Here is a 17,010-nt window from a genome sequence, read left to right as displayed (position 1 = left end):
GATGGCGGTGAACGCGAAGGTCCTCGAGCAGGCGATCCTGGCGCTCGGCCGCGACACCGCGCTGCTCGCCCGGTTCCGCGCCGACCCGCCCGGCGTCGGCGCCGAGCTCGGGCTCGACGCCGAGTGGGCCGGGGTCATCGCCGACGGGCGGCGCGACCGGCTCCGCTCGGCCGGGGTCGTGGACGGCATCACGATCCTGGTCAGCCGGTGGTTCGCCGACGACCTCGGCGACTCGACCAGCGCGAGCCGCTTCCACGTGGAGCACTCCGCGCCGCTGCCCGACCCGGACGTCCCGGCGACCCTGGTGTTCGCGGGCGGCTGCTCGCACGTCCCCGACCTGCTGGCCCGCCCCGAGATCGACCCGGCGGACGGCGTCGCCCGGCTCACCGAGGGGTACCGGCGGCTCGGCGAGCGGATCGCCGCGGCCGACCCCGACGTGCTGATCGTCACGGCCGACTGCCATTTCCAGAGCTTCCGGACGGGCGCGTTCGTCGTCGGCACCGGCGCGTCCCACACCGGGTCGATGGAGTTCTTCAAGCGCCCCGACCTGGACCTCGCACTGACCGGCGCGCCCGGCTTCGCGCGCTCCATCGTGGACGCGGTCCGCGCCGAGGGCATGGAGGTCGAGGAGGCGGACCGCATCGACCTGGACCACGGGCTGATCGTCCCGCTGCGGCAGGTGCTGCCCCGCCCCGACCTGCCGGTCATCCCGATCATCACGCAGCCGGCGCGGACGTTCTCGCCGTTCGGCGCGCGGGCGTTCGGCGAGGTGCTGCGCACGGTCCTGGAGACGCGGGGCGAGCGCGTGGCGATGCTCGCGACCGGCGGGCTCTCGCACTGGCTCGACCCGGGAAAGTTCGGCGGCGTGGACGTCGAGTTCGACACCTACATCCTGGAGATGCTCCAGGCCGGGCGCGGCAACGACCTCGGCAACCTGGAGCCCTACCCGCTGCTCGACCACGGCCAGTACGAGTTCCTCAACTGGCTCATCATGCTCGGGCTGGTCGGTCCGGGCGTGCCCGCCGAGGTGCTCGCCTACGAGCCGATGGAGGCGTCCGGCGGCGGCTGGACGGTCGTCGACCTGCCCCTCCCCGAGCGAGCCGGGCGCGCGTCCGGGCAGGAGCACGCGCATGCCTGACCGGACGCTGACCGTCGGCCTCACCCAGTGGCACGCGACCCGCGACGTCGCCGCCAACGTCGACACGGCGTGCGCGATGATCGGCGAGTGCGCGGGCGCCGACCTCGTCCTGCTCCCGGAGAACGGGCTGATGCTCGGCACCAACACCGAGATGCGGGACGCGGCGCTGGCCGTCGACGCCCCGGAGATCGGGGCGCTGCGGCGGGCCGCGAAGACGGCGGCGTCGACGGTCGTCCTCGGCGGCTTCAAACGGCGTGTGGACGGCGGCATCCGCAACACCGCGCTCGTCATCGGCCCGGACGGCGAGATCGCCGGCGGCTACGACAAGATCCACCTGTTCGACGCGCGGATCGACGGCCGCTCGTTCGAGGCGTCCGGCGTCGAGACGGCCGGCGACCGCCCCGTCCTGCTGCGGGTCGCGGGCGCCACCGTCGGCCTGACGATCTGCTACGACGTGCGCTTCCCCGAGCTGTACCGGGCGCTGGCGCTGGCGGGCGCCGAGGTGCTGCTCGTCCCGTCGGCGTTCACGCAGCGGACGGGGGAGGCGCACTGGGAGCTGCTGCTGCGGGCCCGCGCGGTGGAGAACTCCGCCTTCGTGGTGGCGTCGGCGACCGTCCGGGGCGCCGACGACGACGCGTTCCCGACCTACGGCCACGCCCTCGCCGCGGGGCCGTGGGGGGAGGTGCTGGCCGACCTCGGCACCGCGCCCGCCGCGAGCCGCGTCCTCGAACTCGATCTCGGCGAGGCGGCCCGCCGCCGGGAAACGCTTCCGGTGCTGCGCGGAGTGCGTCCGGACGCCTACGGTGTCCCCGCGGACACCATCAAGATCGACTGAGTTACGGCGACTGAGGGGGACGGGACATGACCGCGGAACCGGATCTGCCCGAGGGGGTCGTCCGCGCGGGCGAGCCCATCGGCATCGGCAACGAGTTCACCGGCGTCCGGATCCGCAAGGTGTGGACGCGGCAGGGCGAGCGGCTGGAGGTCCTCGTGCCCAAGCACGGCCACCGCATCCTGCTGGACGCCATGCAGCTGGAGATCATCGCGCGGCAGGACCCGGAGCGGTTCACCCAGCTGTTCGCGGTCGCCCTCGGCTCCGAGGACGCCGCGGGCGCCGGGCACGTCCCGGACACCGGCAAGCCGGACACAGGCGCGTCGGACACCGGCGCGTCGGACACCGAGGGGGACGGGCGCCGATGACCGAGACCAGGCCCGGCAACACGGTCGACGCGATCTACCAGACGCTCCGGGAACGGATCATCGACGGCGTCTACGCCCCCGGCCTCCGGCTGTCCCAGGGCGGGCTGGCCACCGAGCTGGAGGTGTCGCGGACGCCGCTGCGCGAGGCGCTGCACCGGCTGGAGGCCGACGGCCTCGTGGTCGCGGAGGCCAACCGCGGCATGGAGGTCGCGCCGACCAGCGCCGCGCACGTCGAGCAGTACTACGGCCTGCGGCTGCTGGTGGAGCCGCCGACGATCGCCGGGATCGTGGCCGAGCTGACCGCCGGCGACCTGGCGCGGATGGACGCCGACCTGGAGCGGATGGAGGGCGACGGGCGCCGCATCCGCGACTTCCAGGAGGCGCACCTCCGCTTCCACCGCACCGCGCTCGGCCGCTACCCGAAGGCGTGGGCGGAGCTGACCGAGTCGCTGCACCTGAAGATCTACCGGCACCAGCGGCTCTACCTGTCCCACCCCGAGGCGCCGGAGGACTTCACCCGGCTGGACCGGCTGCTGCTGGAGGCGATGCGCGACCGCGACGCCCCGTCCGCCCGGCAGATCCTGGAGTTCCACCTGATCGACGCCGCGCTCGGGCTCGTCCTCGACCAGGACCCCGACCATGTCTTCGGCCCCCTGCCGCTCGCGGCGCGCGGGCTCGGCATCGAGCTCGGCACCACGCCGGACGGCCGGATCCAGCGTCCGGGCACGCTGGGCTGGCTGCGGTCCGGGCTGCGCGCCGAGCTGAACCTGTCCACGTCCAACCTGCGGCACGTCCGCGAGGAGAGGAACAACGCATGACCGCGATCCGCTTCGGCATGATCGTGCCCAGCTCGAACACCACCATGGAGACCGAGATCCCCGCGATGCTGCGGGCCCGCGAGGAGATCGCGCCGGAGCGGTTCACGTTCCACTCCGCGCGGATGCGGATGCAGCACGTCGACCCCGAGCAGCTCCGCGCGATGGACGACCAGTCCCTCGTCTGCGCCGAGCAGCTCGCCGACGCCGACGTGGACGTGATGGCCTACGCCTGCCTCGTCGCGATCATGGCGCACTCGCCGGGCTACCACCGGGTCAGCCAGGAGCGGCTGTCGGCGGTCGCGGGGAAGGCGCCGGTGCTGACCTCGGCGGGCGCGCTGGTCGAGGGGCTCCAGCACCTCGGCGCGAAGAAGGTCTCCGTCATCACCCCCTACATGAAGCCGCTGACCGGGACGGTCTGCGAGTACATCGAGGCGGAGGGCGTCGAGGTGCAGGACGCCGTCAGCCTGGAGGTGTCCGACAACCTCGCGGTCGGGCGGCTCGATCCGGCGAACCTCGTCGACATCGCCGCGAAGGTCGACACCTCCGGCGCCGACGCGCTCGTGCTGAGCGCGTGCGTGCAGATGCCCTCGCTGCCGGTCGTGCAGCGGATCCAGGACGCGTTCGACATCCCGGTGGTGACCGCGTCGGTCGCCACCGTGTGGCGGACGCTGCGCGAGCTCGGCCTCAACCCGGTCGTTCCCGGGGCCGGCTGGCTGCTCGCCGACCGGAGCTGATCTTTCCTCTCATGTGCATGCACTTATGAGTCCGATTCTGCATGCACATGTCGATAACCCCCTTCGAGCGGGCTCGAGAACGACACCGCTTTCACGAAGGCCGTCCGATCCGAACCGGCCGGGGACGCTCCCGTCCCCGCCGCCAACGCCTGAGCCGGAGGAACCTTGCGCGTACACGGAATGGCATGGGTCGGGTCCCGGACCCCGCAGTTCGAATCCATGCGCCACTTCCTCGCCGACGTCGTCGGCCTCCCCGTCGGCCTCGACCAGCCGGACGCGGTCGTGTTCGACCTGCCCGACGGCGGCGCCTTCGAGGTCTTCAAACCGTCCGACACCGAGCACTCCTTCTTCGACCACCCGGTCGCGGGGCTGCTCGTGGACGACGTCCGGGCCGCCCGCGAGGAACTGGAGTCCCACGGCATCGCGTTCATCGGCGACGTGCACGTGGGCGTCGAGACCTCCTGGGGAACCGAGTGGTCGCATTTCCGCGCCCCCGACGGGCACGTCTACGTGCTGGTCAGCCGCCCGGCGGCGCATCCGGGCGGAAGCCGCCGCGCGTTCGACGAGCTGCGGATCTGCCTGCGCGTCCGCGACCTCGACGCGGCCGTCCGGACCTACCGGGACGGCCTCGGCCTCCCCGTCGTGGACGAGTGGACGCACCCGGGCGGGCAGCGCGGCGTCCTGTTCGCCGTCGCGCCCGCCGCGATCGAGCTGTTCGACGAGGCCCAATGGGACTTCGTCGACGACGCCGAGACGGGAGCCCGGCACGGCCGGGACCACGCCCTGCGCGTCGAGGTCGGCGACGAGGCGGAGCTGCGCGCCCTCGCGTCCCGGCTCGCCGCGGCGGGCGCCGCCGTCCGGGACGAGCCCGTCGACACCCCGTGGGAGCAGCGCTGCCTGCGCGTGAGCCTCGCCGGCGACGAGCAGCTCACCCTCTTCACCCTGCCGGACGAGGAGCGCCGCGTCCGGCGGGCCGCCCGCCGCATGCTGCCCCGCTGACCCGATCGGAGATCGCACATGAGTGTGGAAGCGCCGTTCCGGCCCGGCCGCATCAGCTCGCCGGAACCGAAGAGCTTTTGGCGCCGTAATGTGCATGCAAATTTGAATTTACTTCTGCATGCATGCAGATACGGTCACTCGTGGACATGGGAGAGGAGCTGCTGATGGGATCGCTGGAAGGGCAGGTCGTGGTCTTCACCGGGGCCGGTTCCGGGATCGGCCGGGCCGTCGTCACCCGGTACGCCGCCGAAGGGGCGCGCGTCGTCGCCCTGGACGTGTCGGAGAAGGTCACCGAACTCAAGGCCGAGCTGGGGGACCGCGTCGTCCCGGTCGTCGCCGACGTCCGGTCCTGGGAGGGCAACGTCCAGGCCGTCCAGACCGCGCTGGACACCTGGGGACGGCTCGACGTCTTCGTCGGCAACGCCGGGATCACCGACGCCGCGCGCCCGCTGGAGGACATCCCGGGCGACCGGCTCGCGGCCGGTTTCGAGGAGCTGTTCGGGGTGAACGTCCTGGCGCCCATCCTCGGCGTCCGGGCCGCGCTGGACGCGCTGGTGGAGACGCGTGGTTCGGTCATCCTCACCGGATCGTTCGCCGGATCCAACGCCGCGGGCGGCGGCGTCCTCTACACGGCGTCCAAGCACGCCGTCGAGGGCCTCGTCCGGCAGCTCGCGTACGAGCTCGCTCCGGACGTGCGGGTCAACGGCGTCGCGCCCGGCGTCGCGCCCACCCGCCTGAAAGGGACGTCCACGCTCGGGCAGACGGCGACCGACTCCGTCCTCGACGGGACCAGGGAAGCGCTCCCGCTGCAGGAGATCCCGGGCATCGACGCCTACAGCGGCATCTTCACCCTGCTGGCGTCGCGCTCCGACTCGGCCGTGATGACCGGCACGATGGTGACCGCGGACAGCGGCCTCGGAATCCGGGGCATCGCGCGCCCCGGCGGGCGCGTGCGGACCGCCGGGTGACCGGGCGGCTGCACGGCCGGGTCGCGGTCGTCACCGGCGCCGGCCGCGGCATCGGCGCCGCGATCGCCGCGGCGCTCGTCGCGGAGGGCGCCGCGGTCGTTCTCGGCGGCCGGGACCGCGAGCGCCTCGCGGCGCAGGCCGCGCGGCTGAGCGCGCAGGGCACCGCCACCGCCTGCGCGGGCGACCTGACGACCCCGGCCGGCCGCGACGCGCTCATTGAGGCGGCGGGCCGCGTCGACATCCTCGTCAACAACGCGGGCGGCTTCGTCGAGGCCGTGACCACCGCGGACGCGTCCCGCGAGGACTGGGACCGGCAGATCGAGCTGAACCTCACCGTGCCGTTCCTGATGTGCCAGGCGGTCCTGGACGGGATGGTGCGGCGCGGCTGGGGACGCATCCTCAACATCGGCAGCGTCGTCGCGGCCGCCCCGCAGGCGGGCAACGCGATCGGCTACGTGGCGGCCAAGGCCGGCCTGGTCGGCTTCACCCGCCAGCTCGCCGTCGAGGTCGCGGGGACCGGGGTGACCGCGAACGTGCTGAACCCCGGAACGGTCCGCACCGAGCATCTGCTCGACTACTTCGCCGCCTCCGGAGTGGCGGAAAAAGACCTGGCCGCGAACATCCCCGTCGGCCGGCTCGGCGCCCCCGAGGAGATCGCCTCACTCGTCCCGGCCCTGGTGGGGGAGGGCGGCGGGTTCCTGACCGGAGCCGTCATCGATGTCAACGGAGGAGCAGTACATGCCTGAACGTCACGTACCCGGCCGCCACGGCGGCGGGGGAGCGCTCGCAGGGAAGGTCGCACTGGTCACCGGCGGTGCCGCCGGGATCGGGCGCGCGGTGGTGGAGGCCTACGTCGAGGCGGGAGCCAAGGTCGCGGTCCTGGACCGCGACGCCGACGGCGCCGCGGCGGTCGCGGCGGAGTTCGGAGCCGACGTGCACGCCACGGTCGGCCTGGCGGAGAGCCTGGCCGACAACCAGCGGGCCGTCCGGGAGGCGGTGGACGCCTTCGGCCGGCTCGACGTGTTCGTCGGCAACGCGGGCGTCGGGGCGGGCAACCTCCCGCTGGCCGGCATCCCGCTGGACCGGCTGGAGGCGGCGATCGACGAGATCTACGCGATCAACGTCAAGGGGTACCTGCTGGGCGCACGCGCGGCGCTGGCCGCGCTGCTGGAGACCGGCGGCAACATGATCTTCTCCTGCTCCATCGCCAGCTACCGCGCGGTCGACGACGGCGTCCTGTACGTCTCGACCAAGCACGCGAACCTCGGCATCGTCCGCCAGCTCGCCTGGGAGTTCGCGCCGCGGATCCGGGTGAACGGCGTGGCCATCGGCGTGGGCAGGACCCGCATGCAGGGCCTGGCCGCCCTCGACCAGGACCCGATCGACGCCGTCCTCCCGGGCGCGGAGCAGGTCATCCCGCAGGGATTCATCCCCGAACCGGGCGACCACGCCGGAGCCTTCGTGTACCTCGCCTCCGACGCGGCCCCGCTGACCACGGGCGAATGCCTGTGGACCGACAGCGGGTTCGGCGTCCGCGGCATCGGCCGCCCCGCCGGCGGCACCGACCTGGACCCGGCCGCACTGAGGGCCTGACCAGCGAAGACGTAAGGCGGCTGGGCGGGGGCCAAGGCCGCACAAGTGCATTTCCCAACCGAATAGCCAGAACCACCCACCCCCCTCTCGCCCTTGGAGCGACCATGTCGCTGGCCCCGGAAAACACCCTCCCGCCGCTGCGGACGAGCACCACCGACGACCCAGACGTCGTCGCCGAGCAGCGCGCGGACGACTACACCAGCCACGTCGTCCCGGCCACCGCCCGAGTCGGGCGCTGGCAGCTCGCCATGTCCTTCTGGTCGCTGCTGAGCGCCATGGTCTGGCTGTTCTACGGCGCCCTGGCCGCCGGCCTCTACGGGACGTCCGCCGCGCTGACCGCCATCGGCGTCTCGGTGGTCACCTACAGCCTGATCAACATGCTGCTCGCCGGGTGGGCCCGGCGCAGCGGCCTCAACAGCACACTGCTGTCGCGGCGGATGTTCGGCGTCGTGGGCGCCTCGCTCACCGCCCTCCTGGTCGCGGCGAACACCACCTACTACGCGGTGTTCGAGAGCAGCACCCTGGCCGTCGCGTTCGAGCACTACACCCCCGGCTGGGACGTCCGGGTCTGGTACGCGATCGTCGCCCTGGTCATGCTGCCGCTGATGCTCGGCGGCGTGCAGACGTGGATGGCCCGCCTCAACGGCGTCCTGCTGCCCCTCTACCTCGTGGGCATCGTCATCGCCGTGGTCGTCGCCGCCGTCAGGTTCGACGGCGACGGCTGGCTCTCCTTCCAGGGCATCGTGCCGCCGGAGGGCCGTCCCATGCCGGGCTGGCTGCTGAGCGTCATCCTCTACATGGGCATCTACCTCACGATGTCCACCACGGTGGACTTCGCCCGCTTCGCCAGGTCCGAGGACGACCGCTTCCACAAGCACGTCACCTTCGGCTGGGTCTTCTACGTCCTGCTGTTCGCGGCCAACGGAGCGGCGGGCATCTTCCTCGTCCGCGCCGCCATCCCCGACCGGCCGGCGGCCGAGACGGGGGTCGTCGAGGCGATCCTCGCGACCCTCGGTGCCGCCGGGCTCGTCCTCATCGTCGTGTCGCAGGCCAGGATCAACAGCCTGAACTACTACCAGGCGTCCTCGAACTGGGAACGCCTCATCGCCGGCCTGACCGGACGGCGGCTCGGACGCATCCCCCTCGTCCTCGCCACCACGGCCGTGGTCTTCCTGCTGATGCTCACCGATGTCTTCAGCTACCTGAACAGGGCGCTCACCTGGCAGGGCGTGTTCCTCGTCAGCTGGGTCGGCATCGCCCTCACCCACTACGCGCTCATGCCGGAGGACCGCGCTCGCGGGCCGGAGTTCCGTGCGCTGCGGCTGCCCCGCGCCACCTGGGGGCTGGCGGCCTGGGTGATCGCGGCCGGGACCGGCATCTACTGCGCCGAGGGCCCCGGCGTGCCCGCGCTGCTCGCCGAGGGCGCGCCCGCCGTCGCACTGGTGCTCAGCGTCGTCCTGTACGCGGTCGTGGTCAAGGCGCGCCCGCTCGTCCGCCCCGCCGCGCCGGATCCGCGCCTGGAGGTCGAGGACGCCGCGGCGACGCGGGCCGAGTGCCACCGCTGCGCGAAGTCCTACATCGTCCTGGAGATGGACCGCGAGCCCGCGGCCGGCGACGCCCCCGTCTGCGACGGCTGCGCCACCGCCACCCTCGCCGGCCGCCGCTGACCCACCGGACCGCCGCCGACTTACCGGACACACCCAGGAAAGCGAGCACCGATGGCTTTCGACAGCCTCTTCCAGCCCGTGACGATCGGCACCCTGAAGATCCGCAACCGCATCGTCAAGTCGCCCAACACGACCGGCACCTGCAACCCCGACGGCACCGTCACCCAGCGCACGATCGACCACTACCGGACGCTCGGCGAGGGCGGCGCCGGCATCGTCATGGTCGAGTACACCTACGTCGACGACGACGCGGCCAAGTCCATCCACGGGCAGCCCGGCGCCGCCAACCAGGACCACGTCGCGGGCCTCGGCTGGCTCGCCGACGAGATCCGGGCCGGCGGCGCCCGCGCCGGCCTGCAGCTCGTGCACAGCGGCCGCCAGCGCTTCCTCGGCACCGCACCCATGAAGTCGGCGTCGGACTCCTCCTGGGACGTCGCCGAGATGCCGTTCGGCGTCCGGCCCACCCCCATGACCACCGACGAGATCGCGGGAGTGGTGCGCAGCTTCGGCGAGGCGGCGGCGCGGGCCCACGCGGCGCGCTTCGACCTCGTGGAGATCCACGCCGGGCACGGCTACCTGATCACCAACTTCCTGTCCCCGCACACCAACAAGCGGACCGACGAGTACGGCGGCGGCGCGGAGAACCGCCGCCGCATCCTGCTGGAGATCGTCGACAGCGTCCGCGCCCGCGTGCCGCGCGAGTTCCCGCTGAGCGTCCGGCTCTCGGTCACCGACTACGAGCCGGACGGCATCACGATCGAGGAGACCGTCGAGCTGTGCCGGCTGCTGGAGGAGCACGGCGTCGACGTCGTCCACGCCTCCGGCGGCCACCACGCCCTGCAGCACTACGAGGCCAGTTCCTGGTTCATGCCGCGCCAGCTGCACCGCTGGGGCTGGGAGAAGATCAAGCCCGCCGTGTCGATCCCGGTCATCGCCTCGGGCTCGCTCGTCTCCCCGGAGGTGGCCGACGAGATCATCGCCTCGGGCAGCGCCGACCTCGTCTCGGTCGGACGCGCCCTGCTCGCCGACCCGCAGTGGCCCGAGAAGGCCCGCACGGGACGGCACCTGGAGATCGTCCCGTGCATCCGCTGCAACGACGGCTGCCTGGTGCGGGGCCTGGAGTCCAAGCGCAGCGTCGGCTGCACCGTCAACCCGACCGTCGTGGAGGAGGGCCGCTTCCCGATCGGGACGGCGCCCGCCGCCAAGCGCGTCGCCGTCGCGGGCGGCGGCCCGGCCGGGCTGCGGGCCGCCGCGATCCTGCACGACCGGGGCCACCACGTCGTGCTGTTCGAGCCGCGGGAGCTCGGCGGCGACCTCAATCACGCCGTCGGCTCGACGTTCAAGGTCGACATCGCCGAGCTGCGCCGTCACCTCGTTCACGAGGTGGAACGGCGCGGCATCGAGGTCAGGAAGGCCGCGGCCGACGCGGCCGCCCTCGCCGCCGGGTTCGACGAGGTCGTCCTCGCCACCGGCGCCCCGCAGCGGCCGTTCCCCGGCCCGGTCTCCGGCACGGCGCTGGTCATCGGCCCGACCGACGTCACCGCGCACGCGGACACCCTCGCAGGACGATCGGTCGCCGTCATCGGCGGCGGCTTCCAGGGCGTCGAGACCGCGATGCGCGTCGCCGAAATCGAAGGCACCAGCGTGACCGTCCTCGAGCGCGGCGACTCGCTCATCCGCGGCGACGAGGTCCACTACGACGCCGAGGAACTGCCCAAGCTCCTCGTCAAGGCCGGCGCCACGGTGAAACTCGGCCACGAGGCCACCGCGATCGAGGAGAAGGGCGTACGGGTCCGGTCAGACGGCATCGAGAGCCTGGTAGAGGCCGACGCCGTGATCGTCGCGCTGGGCCGGGAACCTTCGAGGAGCACGTTGCAGGCCGAGCTGGACGCGGCCGGAATCCCGGCACGGACCATCGGCTCCGCCGACAGGCCGGGCCGCGTCTTCGACGCGATCCACGCCGCCTTCTGGACGGCCCGCCTGATCTGACCCTCCCAGGACGACAGCACACACCAAGGCACCGCCCGCCCGGGACGAGCACCCCGCATCTCCCGGGCGGGCGGGAACCACTGCAATGTGCGGGTCTGCGCTTGCGGCTGTCACGTGGTGACGGCCACGGTGCCCGCTGCCTTGCAACAGCCGGGGCAGTGTCCCAGCGGGAAGCCTCGGTTGAGGGTGCGGGTCACGGCTTCATTGATAGGCCGTGGTGAAGCCGGCGATGGCGGTGATGGTGCTCATCACGACGCCATAGGCGAGAGCGGCTTTCAGGGGGACGAGGTCGGATGCCGCAAGGGTGCCGGTGGGATCAGTGCGGCGATAGGTGAGGTAAATCAGAGCGGGATAGAGGAGAGCGAAGGCGGTCGTACCGATGACGAGGCCTATCGCGCGGAAGCGGCTGTCGGACTGGTCGTGGACGGCGGTGTCGACTTCGAACCTGATCTTGGCGGCTTGAACCCTGAGGTCGGCGGACGTCACGGGATCGGTCGCGGCGAGGGACCGCGCCCTGGAATCGAGCGCACCGGCATGGGCGCGCTGGGCCTGCTGAAGCCGGGCCGCACCGGGTGCGGCCCTCAGCTCGAAGAGCGCGTGCTCCTGCAGAGCGAATCCGATGATCAGGAAGTAGACGAGCGTTCCCCATCCGAGCACCTTCAGGATCAGTTCCCGTCGGGTGGCGCCGTCCAGCTCCATGGGGTTCCCTTCCATTCTGGTGTGGATCCCGTCGGCACGGGCTGTCAAGGGCAGGCGGGGGAGGACGAGAGCCGGTGCGCCAGGGTGCACAGGGTGCGCAGCCAGGCGGCGGGAGCGGTCGGTTCGAGGCGGCCGTCGGGGGAGATCCGCCAGGGCGCGGAGGCAGGGTGGCCGCCGGTGAGGATCCTGGTGCGCGGTGCCGGGTCGAACGGGCGCAGCAGCCCGAACCATGGATCGCGGGTCCAGCGGCGCACGGCCAGGCCCGAGGACGCCGTCCAGCGGAGGTTCTGGGTGGTGTAGGTGACGTCGAGGTGGCGCGGGTCGCCGGCGAAGGAGAGGGCGACCGGAACCAGGCCGGCGGGTGAGGGCAGCCTGCCGACCAGGGTGCGGGTGGTGAGGTCCCAGACCTGGACTTCGGTGGGGGTGGCTTCGATGGGGACAAGGGCGGCGAAGCGTTCCGAGGGATCGATGGCCAGCAGCGGTCTGTCGAGAAAGCTCGCGCCGAATTCGACGTCCGAGCCGGGGACGGGAGTGCCGTCCCACCAGAAGCGTGTCAGGAACCCTCGGCCGGATTGGTTCCGCCCCAGGACGATCATGTCCCGGTGGCGTGGGCGGACCCGGACGTCCTTGGTGAAGGGTGTCGGGAGGGGGCGCCGGGTCAGCCGGCGCAGGGGACGGATGCTCCACAGAGTGCCGCCGATCACGATTCTGCTGTCGTCGGCGAAGGTGACGCTGTCGCCGCCCTGGCCGATGGTGCCGACCGGGGTCAGGTTCGGGAGCCGGAACAAGGTCGTGGTCCGCGTCTTCGACGAGGTGCTCGCCAGGATCCGGCCGTCAGGGGAGAGCGCCAGCCGCTCGGCGAGCCTGGGGAACCGGTCCGGGGCAGGACGGAATCCGCCCGGCCCGGTGTCGTCGGCCGAGACGGGGATGGGGACCGTGCCGGTGCGATGGCGGGTGCGGGTGTCCCAGACCTCGGCCCGCGAGTCCGGGTCGATGAGCAGCACGTGGGAGCCGTCCTGGGAGAACCGCACGAACTGCCAGGCGGTCAGGCTCAGCCCGGCGGGGTGAAGCGTGCCGAAGAGGAGCCGATGGATCGTCCTGTCCAGGGCGTCCGGTGCCGGGACCCGGACGACCATGGCGGCGTGGTTCTGGACGGTGATCAGCCGGTAGTCGCCGTTCGGTTCGGCGATCAGCGCGGCCAGCCGGTGGTCGGTCGGCAGTTGGACGGTGCGCATGGAGCCTTCGTCGGCGCCGGCCTCGCCCACGTGGACGAGATTCTCGTCGACGAGGTCGCGGTAGGCCACGAGCGCGCCGTCGGAACTGAAGACACTCGAGCGGGGGCAGTCCGCCGAATCGTTCATGTGCGGGGTCATGGCGTGCCGGGCGAGTACCGCGTTGTCGCTCAGGCTTCGAAGCCTGAGGTCGTAGGCGCGGCCCTCGATGCCGCAGTCGACGAAGGTGTCCAGGTCGCGCGGCGTGGGCGCCCTGGTGGCGTGCGGCCCCGGCGGGGAGAACGGGCGAGTGCCGGACGCGCTCAGGACCGTCGGGAATCCGCTTGCCACGCTCAGAACCGCGTCGCCGGAGGGCAGCACACCGAGCAGTGCCGTCCCGGACTGGAAGTAGGAGCCGTTCTCGTCGACCGGCGGCCTGGCCAGGCGGCGCGGAGCCGTGCCGGGCCGGTCGAGGTCGGCGAGCAGCGTGCCTTCGTTGGTCAGCAGCGCCAGCCATCGGCCGGACGGATCGGCGAGCAGGTCGAAGACATCGGTGTCCAGCAGGAGAGCACGTTCGGGCCGGCCGGTGCGCGCATCGGTGATGACGATCCTGCCCGGAGCCGTCGCCGTCGGATCGGTGATGAACGCGATCCGGTCGTCGCCGAGCCAGACCGGCTTGGCGGCCACCGAATAGGGCTGGAGCAGGACCGGGCCGGCACGTGCCGGACGCTCAGGCGGCATCCTGAAGGTCCGGACGGGGGCGGCTCCCGAGAGGTCCCAGATTCTCGCGGACCTGTCGAAGGTCTCCACCAGCCGGGTACCGCTGCGGTTGACGCGGGACCTTCCGTCCATCGGTTCGACGAAGGGCGTGAGAGTGAGCACCGATTCGACGGACCGCAGGCCCCGGTAGCGTTCGAGCAGGCGTTCCCGGGTGAACTCGTCGTCGTAGAGCCCGTACGCCTGCAGAGCGGAGAGCAGGCCGTTCGGCATCGACGCGGTCCGCTCATAGTTCAGGATCTCGTGGGCGGCGAGGGCCGCGTTGCGGTCGTTCCTGGTGGCGACACCGCCGTTGAGCGCGTTCACCAGGGACACCGCCAGCACGACGACCAGCACCAGGGCCAGGCCTCGCAGGACGGAACGGCGCGCGGAGGCACGGGCGCTGGCGTTGATGAGGACGCGCTGGCGAGGGCTCAGTTCGGCCAGGTGGGCACGGCGTTCGCGCCAGGCGGTGACGAGGGCGCGGCCGCGCAGGAGATCGTCGCGTGCGCGGTTCAGGTGCCAGCGGCGAGAGCGCGCGTCGAGCTCGTCCTGCCACTCGCGGAACCTCTCGCGCCGCTGGAATTCCCGGTGCAGCCTCGGCCAGGCTCGGACGAGCGCCTGGTGGGCGAGCTCCACCGTGGTGGGACGGCCGTCACCGCCCGACAACGTCAGAAGGCGGGTGGCGGCGAGGGACCTGGCCAGCGGCGCGTAGACGCCGAGGTCGTCCAGTTCCGCCACCCTGCGGACGTACCGGCCGCCGGGCACCGGGCTGATCAGCTGGCAGAGCAGCTCCATGTCGGCCTCGGAGGAGCCGCGGCCGCGCCAGATCTCCTCGGCGAACGAGGCCACCGCTCCGTCCTCGCTCCGGAGCTCGCGGTAGACGTCGTGGCGCAGCACTCCGGCGACGCGGCGCTCCCACAGCAGGGTGAGCGTGAACTCGAGCAGCGGCAGGGGATTCGGCTCGCCGGCCAGGTCGGCCAGGATGGCGTCGACGAGACCGTCCTGGTAGACGGGCATGCCGACGGGAGCGAGCGGTCGTTCGATCAGGGCGCGCAGCTCGGTGTCGTCGGGGGCACGGATCGGTATGGCCGCGTCCCCGAACCTCTGCCCGATGCGGCGGTCTTCGAGCAGGGTGCCCAGTGATACGGGGCCCACGGTCACCACGAGAGCGAACGGGGCGGACCGTCCCGGGCCGACCAGCTCGGTGAGAACCGCCAGCAGCGCGACGGTTTCCCGCTCCGACCGCGCCAAGGCCTCGTCGATCTGGTCGACCACCATGACGATCCGGCGGAGTCCGCCCTGCTCGGCCAGCGGGCCGAACACGTCGCCGGGATGCTCCGCCAGGCGCCCGGCGAGCAGGTCCGGGTCGTTCGCCCATGCGGCCGCGACGCCGGCCCTGGCCGCCTTCAAGCTCGGCTCGGCGCACAGTGCGGCGGCCAGCGCCGACCAGGGCGTCCCACCGGCGGAGAGCCTGCATTTGGCGACGGCGACGTCCGCCGCCCGCAGTTCCGGCACGAGCCCGGCCCGGACGAGAGAGGACTTGCCGCACCCCGAGGGGCCGGTGACCACGAGGAGACCGCCCCGGTTCAGCTCGTCCAGCAGCTGGGCCGTGAGCCGCTCCCGGCCGAAGAACTGCTCCCGGTGGTTCTCCTCGAACGGGTCCAGACCCCGGAAGGGGATGGCCGGCCCGGACGCCTCGGCCAGGCCGGGCCATGCCCGATGCAGGGCCGGGCCGGACAGCGCGTAGCCGGTGCGCCGCTCCGGCCTGTTCTCGCTCTCGACGAGCATCCCGACGACGGCGCCGAGTTCGACGTCCAGGACGGGACCGCCGCTGAAACCGCGGCCGATGCCGATCCCGGTCGACCGGTCGTCGTCGATCTGGAACCGGCCCCCGGCGCCGTTGCCCCGTATCAGGCCTTGGGCCCACGCCCCCTGGGGCCGTCCGGCGGGGCAGCCGTACAGGCGGACCGGGTGGCCCGTCGTCTCCTCGGCGGCGACGATCTGCAGGGGCATGGCCCCGTCAGGGAGATCGTCCGCGTCGATCCGCAGCCCGGCCACGTCGGCGTCGTCGGCCACGAACGTGACGGTCGCGGGCACCCGCCCGCCCCCGGCGATCAGCGGGAGGTCGACCTCGATCAGCGCGCCGAGCGGAGCCCGGTCGCGTCCCAGCGCGTACGCCGCGACGTGCGCGCACGTGATGAGACGGTCGGCGTCGATCAGGAACCCGACCCCGACGGGCTCGTCCCCCCGCCAGACCCGGACCAGGGCCCGCTCGACGAGCTCAGCCATGGGCCACGGCCGCCCGTTCGCGCCGGACGCTGAGGAGCAACGCGATCACGGTCGACAGCCCGGCGCCGATCCCGAGCAGGGGAGGCCACGGCGACCACGTCCCGTCCGGAAACGGATCGCCGGCGCCTGGCCGGGCGAAGAGCATCAGCAGCAGGCTCGTGCCGTCGGCGACCAGAGCCGTCCCCGGAAGCAGCAGCCAGCCCGCCAGCAGCGGCCGCGCCGGCGGGTACGCGGGCATGAGAACGGCCAGCAGCGGGACGGTGACGACGCAGACGAACGCGAGACTTCCGCTCAGCGGACCCAAGCCGGTCGAGGGCCGAAGCAGAAGCCAGATGAAGAGCACGAAGGCGATCACGAGCGCCGCGGCGGCCCGGCGCCGCGGCCCCGTCCCCGGGGGAGGCGGCGGGTTCGTCCGCCACAACCAGATCCACGGCAGGAGAGTCGCGGCCCCCGCCGCCAGCAGCGCGGCCGAGCCGAGCCACAGCACCGCCGGCGCGTCGAAGACCGAGAGGCCGGTCCAGCGGCCCGGAACCGTACAGGCGGCAGGGCCCCACAGCGCCGCCGAACCGGCGAGGAACGCGACCCTGCTCGGCGACCGGGCCCGGAACAGGCAGGCGATTCCGCTGCCCAGGAGCACCGCGTACGGGAGGATCGTGACCACCAGTGCCGCGATCACGGACGCGCTGCCGGCGACCTCGCGGAAGTCGGGGCTGTAGAGATGGCCGTCCATCCGCCCCCACCGGCTTCCCCGCACCTCGATCGCGACCTGCCACGAGCCGTTCGGATCGTTGCGGAACGCGACCGCCGTGGCCGAACCGACGAGTTCGTGGACGGGTTCGACGTTCAACGCGTACAACGACAGGCAGAACGCGCCGACGGCACAGATCCCCGAGGCTCGGGGCAGGATCGGCCCGGCCGCGCGCACGCGCACCTCGGCTCCCGCCCG

At 72.6% G+C, this 17,010-nt stretch carries 14 protein-coding genes; 11 read left to right on the top strand and 3 right to left on the bottom strand.

Annotated features, from left to right (window positions below; translation table 11 throughout):
• Position 1 precedes the first annotated feature (1 nt).
• From AB0C78_RS22195 to AB0C78_RS22145, 11 genes are all read left to right on the top strand, one after another.
• Positions 2 to 1,138, top strand: coding sequence for a hypothetical protein (locus tag AB0C78_RS22195; RefSeq protein WP_360750763.1), 1,137 nt, complete (start codon positions 2 to 4; stop codon positions 1,136 to 1,138).
• Entirely contained in the window at positions 1,131 to 1,973 is an 843-nt protein-coding gene (locus AB0C78_RS22190; RefSeq protein WP_360750761.1) for a nitrilase-related carbon-nitrogen hydrolase, read from the top strand. The genes AB0C78_RS22195 and AB0C78_RS22190 overlap by 8 nt, the downstream gene beginning before the upstream one ends.
• Before the next feature lie 26 nt (positions 1,974 to 1,999).
• Positions 2,000 to 2,338: a hypothetical protein gene (locus AB0C78_RS22185; protein WP_360750759.1), complete on the top strand. Its 339-nt coding sequence runs from the start codon at positions 2,000 to 2,002 to the stop codon at positions 2,336 to 2,338.
• A complete protein-coding gene (locus AB0C78_RS22180; protein WP_360750757.1) occupies positions 2,335 to 3,156 on the top strand; it encodes a GntR family transcriptional regulator in 822 nt (273 codons plus the stop codon). Before AB0C78_RS22185 ends, AB0C78_RS22180 begins: the two co-directional genes overlap by 4 nt.
• Positions 3,153 to 3,890 (top strand): Asp/Glu racemase, encoded by a 738-nt coding sequence (locus tag AB0C78_RS22175; protein WP_360750755.1) that lies wholly within the window; start codon positions 3,153 to 3,155, stop codon positions 3,888 to 3,890. Before AB0C78_RS22180 ends, AB0C78_RS22175 begins: the two co-directional genes overlap by 4 nt.
• A gap of 165 nt (positions 3,891 to 4,055) precedes the next feature.
• A complete protein-coding gene (locus AB0C78_RS22170; RefSeq protein WP_360750753.1) occupies positions 4,056 to 4,889 on the top strand; it encodes a VOC family protein in 834 nt (277 codons plus the stop codon).
• Positions 4,890 to 5,011: 122 nt separating this feature from the next.
• A complete protein-coding gene (locus tag AB0C78_RS22165) occupies positions 5,012 to 5,857 on the top strand; it encodes an SDR family NAD(P)-dependent oxidoreductase (protein WP_360750751.1) in 846 nt (281 codons plus the stop codon).
• Positions 5,854 to 6,603 (top strand): SDR family NAD(P)-dependent oxidoreductase, encoded by a 750-nt coding sequence (locus AB0C78_RS22160; RefSeq protein WP_360750749.1) that lies wholly within the window; start codon positions 5,854 to 5,856, stop codon positions 6,601 to 6,603. Before AB0C78_RS22165 ends, AB0C78_RS22160 begins: the two co-directional genes overlap by 4 nt.
• Positions 6,596 to 7,450 carry an SDR family oxidoreductase gene (locus AB0C78_RS22155; protein ID WP_360750747.1) on the top strand — a complete coding sequence of 285 codons (855 nt, stop codon included), beginning with the start codon at positions 6,596 to 6,598 and terminating at the stop codon, positions 7,448 to 7,450. Before AB0C78_RS22160 ends, AB0C78_RS22155 begins: the two co-directional genes overlap by 8 nt.
• Positions 7,451 to 7,554: 104 nt before the next feature.
• Positions 7,555 to 9,117 carry a cytosine permease gene (locus AB0C78_RS22150; RefSeq protein WP_360750745.1) on the top strand — a complete coding sequence of 521 codons (1,563 nt, stop codon included), beginning with the start codon at positions 7,555 to 7,557 and terminating at the stop codon, positions 9,115 to 9,117.
• 51 nt (positions 9,118 to 9,168) lie between these two features.
• The gene (locus tag AB0C78_RS22145) at positions 9,169 to 11,106 is read left to right on the top strand and encodes an FAD-dependent oxidoreductase (RefSeq protein ID WP_360750743.1); all 1,938 of its coding nucleotides are present in this window, start codon (positions 9,169 to 9,171) and stop codon (positions 11,104 to 11,106) included.
• Positions 11,107 to 11,307: 201 nt separating this feature from the next.
• On the opposite strand, the gene AB0C78_RS22140 is transcribed toward AB0C78_RS22145, so the two are convergent.
• From AB0C78_RS22140 to AB0C78_RS22130, 3 genes are read right to left on the bottom strand one after another with little or no spacing between them, the layout of a single operon-like run.
• Positions 11,308 to 11,805, bottom strand: a complete 498-nt coding sequence (locus AB0C78_RS22140; protein WP_360750741.1) for a hypothetical protein — start codon at positions 11,803 to 11,805, stop codon at positions 11,308 to 11,310.
• A gap of 44 nt (positions 11,806 to 11,849) precedes the next feature.
• On the bottom strand, positions 11,850 to 16,064 hold the full coding sequence (locus tag AB0C78_RS22135) for a serine protease (RefSeq protein WP_360750739.1): 4,215 nt from the start codon (positions 16,062 to 16,064) through the stop codon (positions 11,850 to 11,852).
• Positions 16,057 to 16,995: a hypothetical protein gene (locus AB0C78_RS22130; RefSeq protein ID WP_360750737.1), complete on the bottom strand. Its 939-nt coding sequence runs from the start codon at positions 16,993 to 16,995 to the stop codon at positions 16,057 to 16,059. The genes AB0C78_RS22135 and AB0C78_RS22130 overlap by 8 nt, the downstream gene beginning before the upstream one ends.
• Between the last annotated feature and the right edge of the window lie 15 nt (positions 16,996 to 17,010).

The sequence above is a fragment of the Actinomadura sp. NPDC048394 genome (assembly GCF_040651755.1).
Lineage (GTDB): Bacteria > Actinomycetota > Actinomycetes > Streptosporangiales > Streptosporangiaceae > Spirillospora > Spirillospora montaniterrae.
This window is presented reverse-complemented; position numbering and strand designations above follow the sequence as displayed.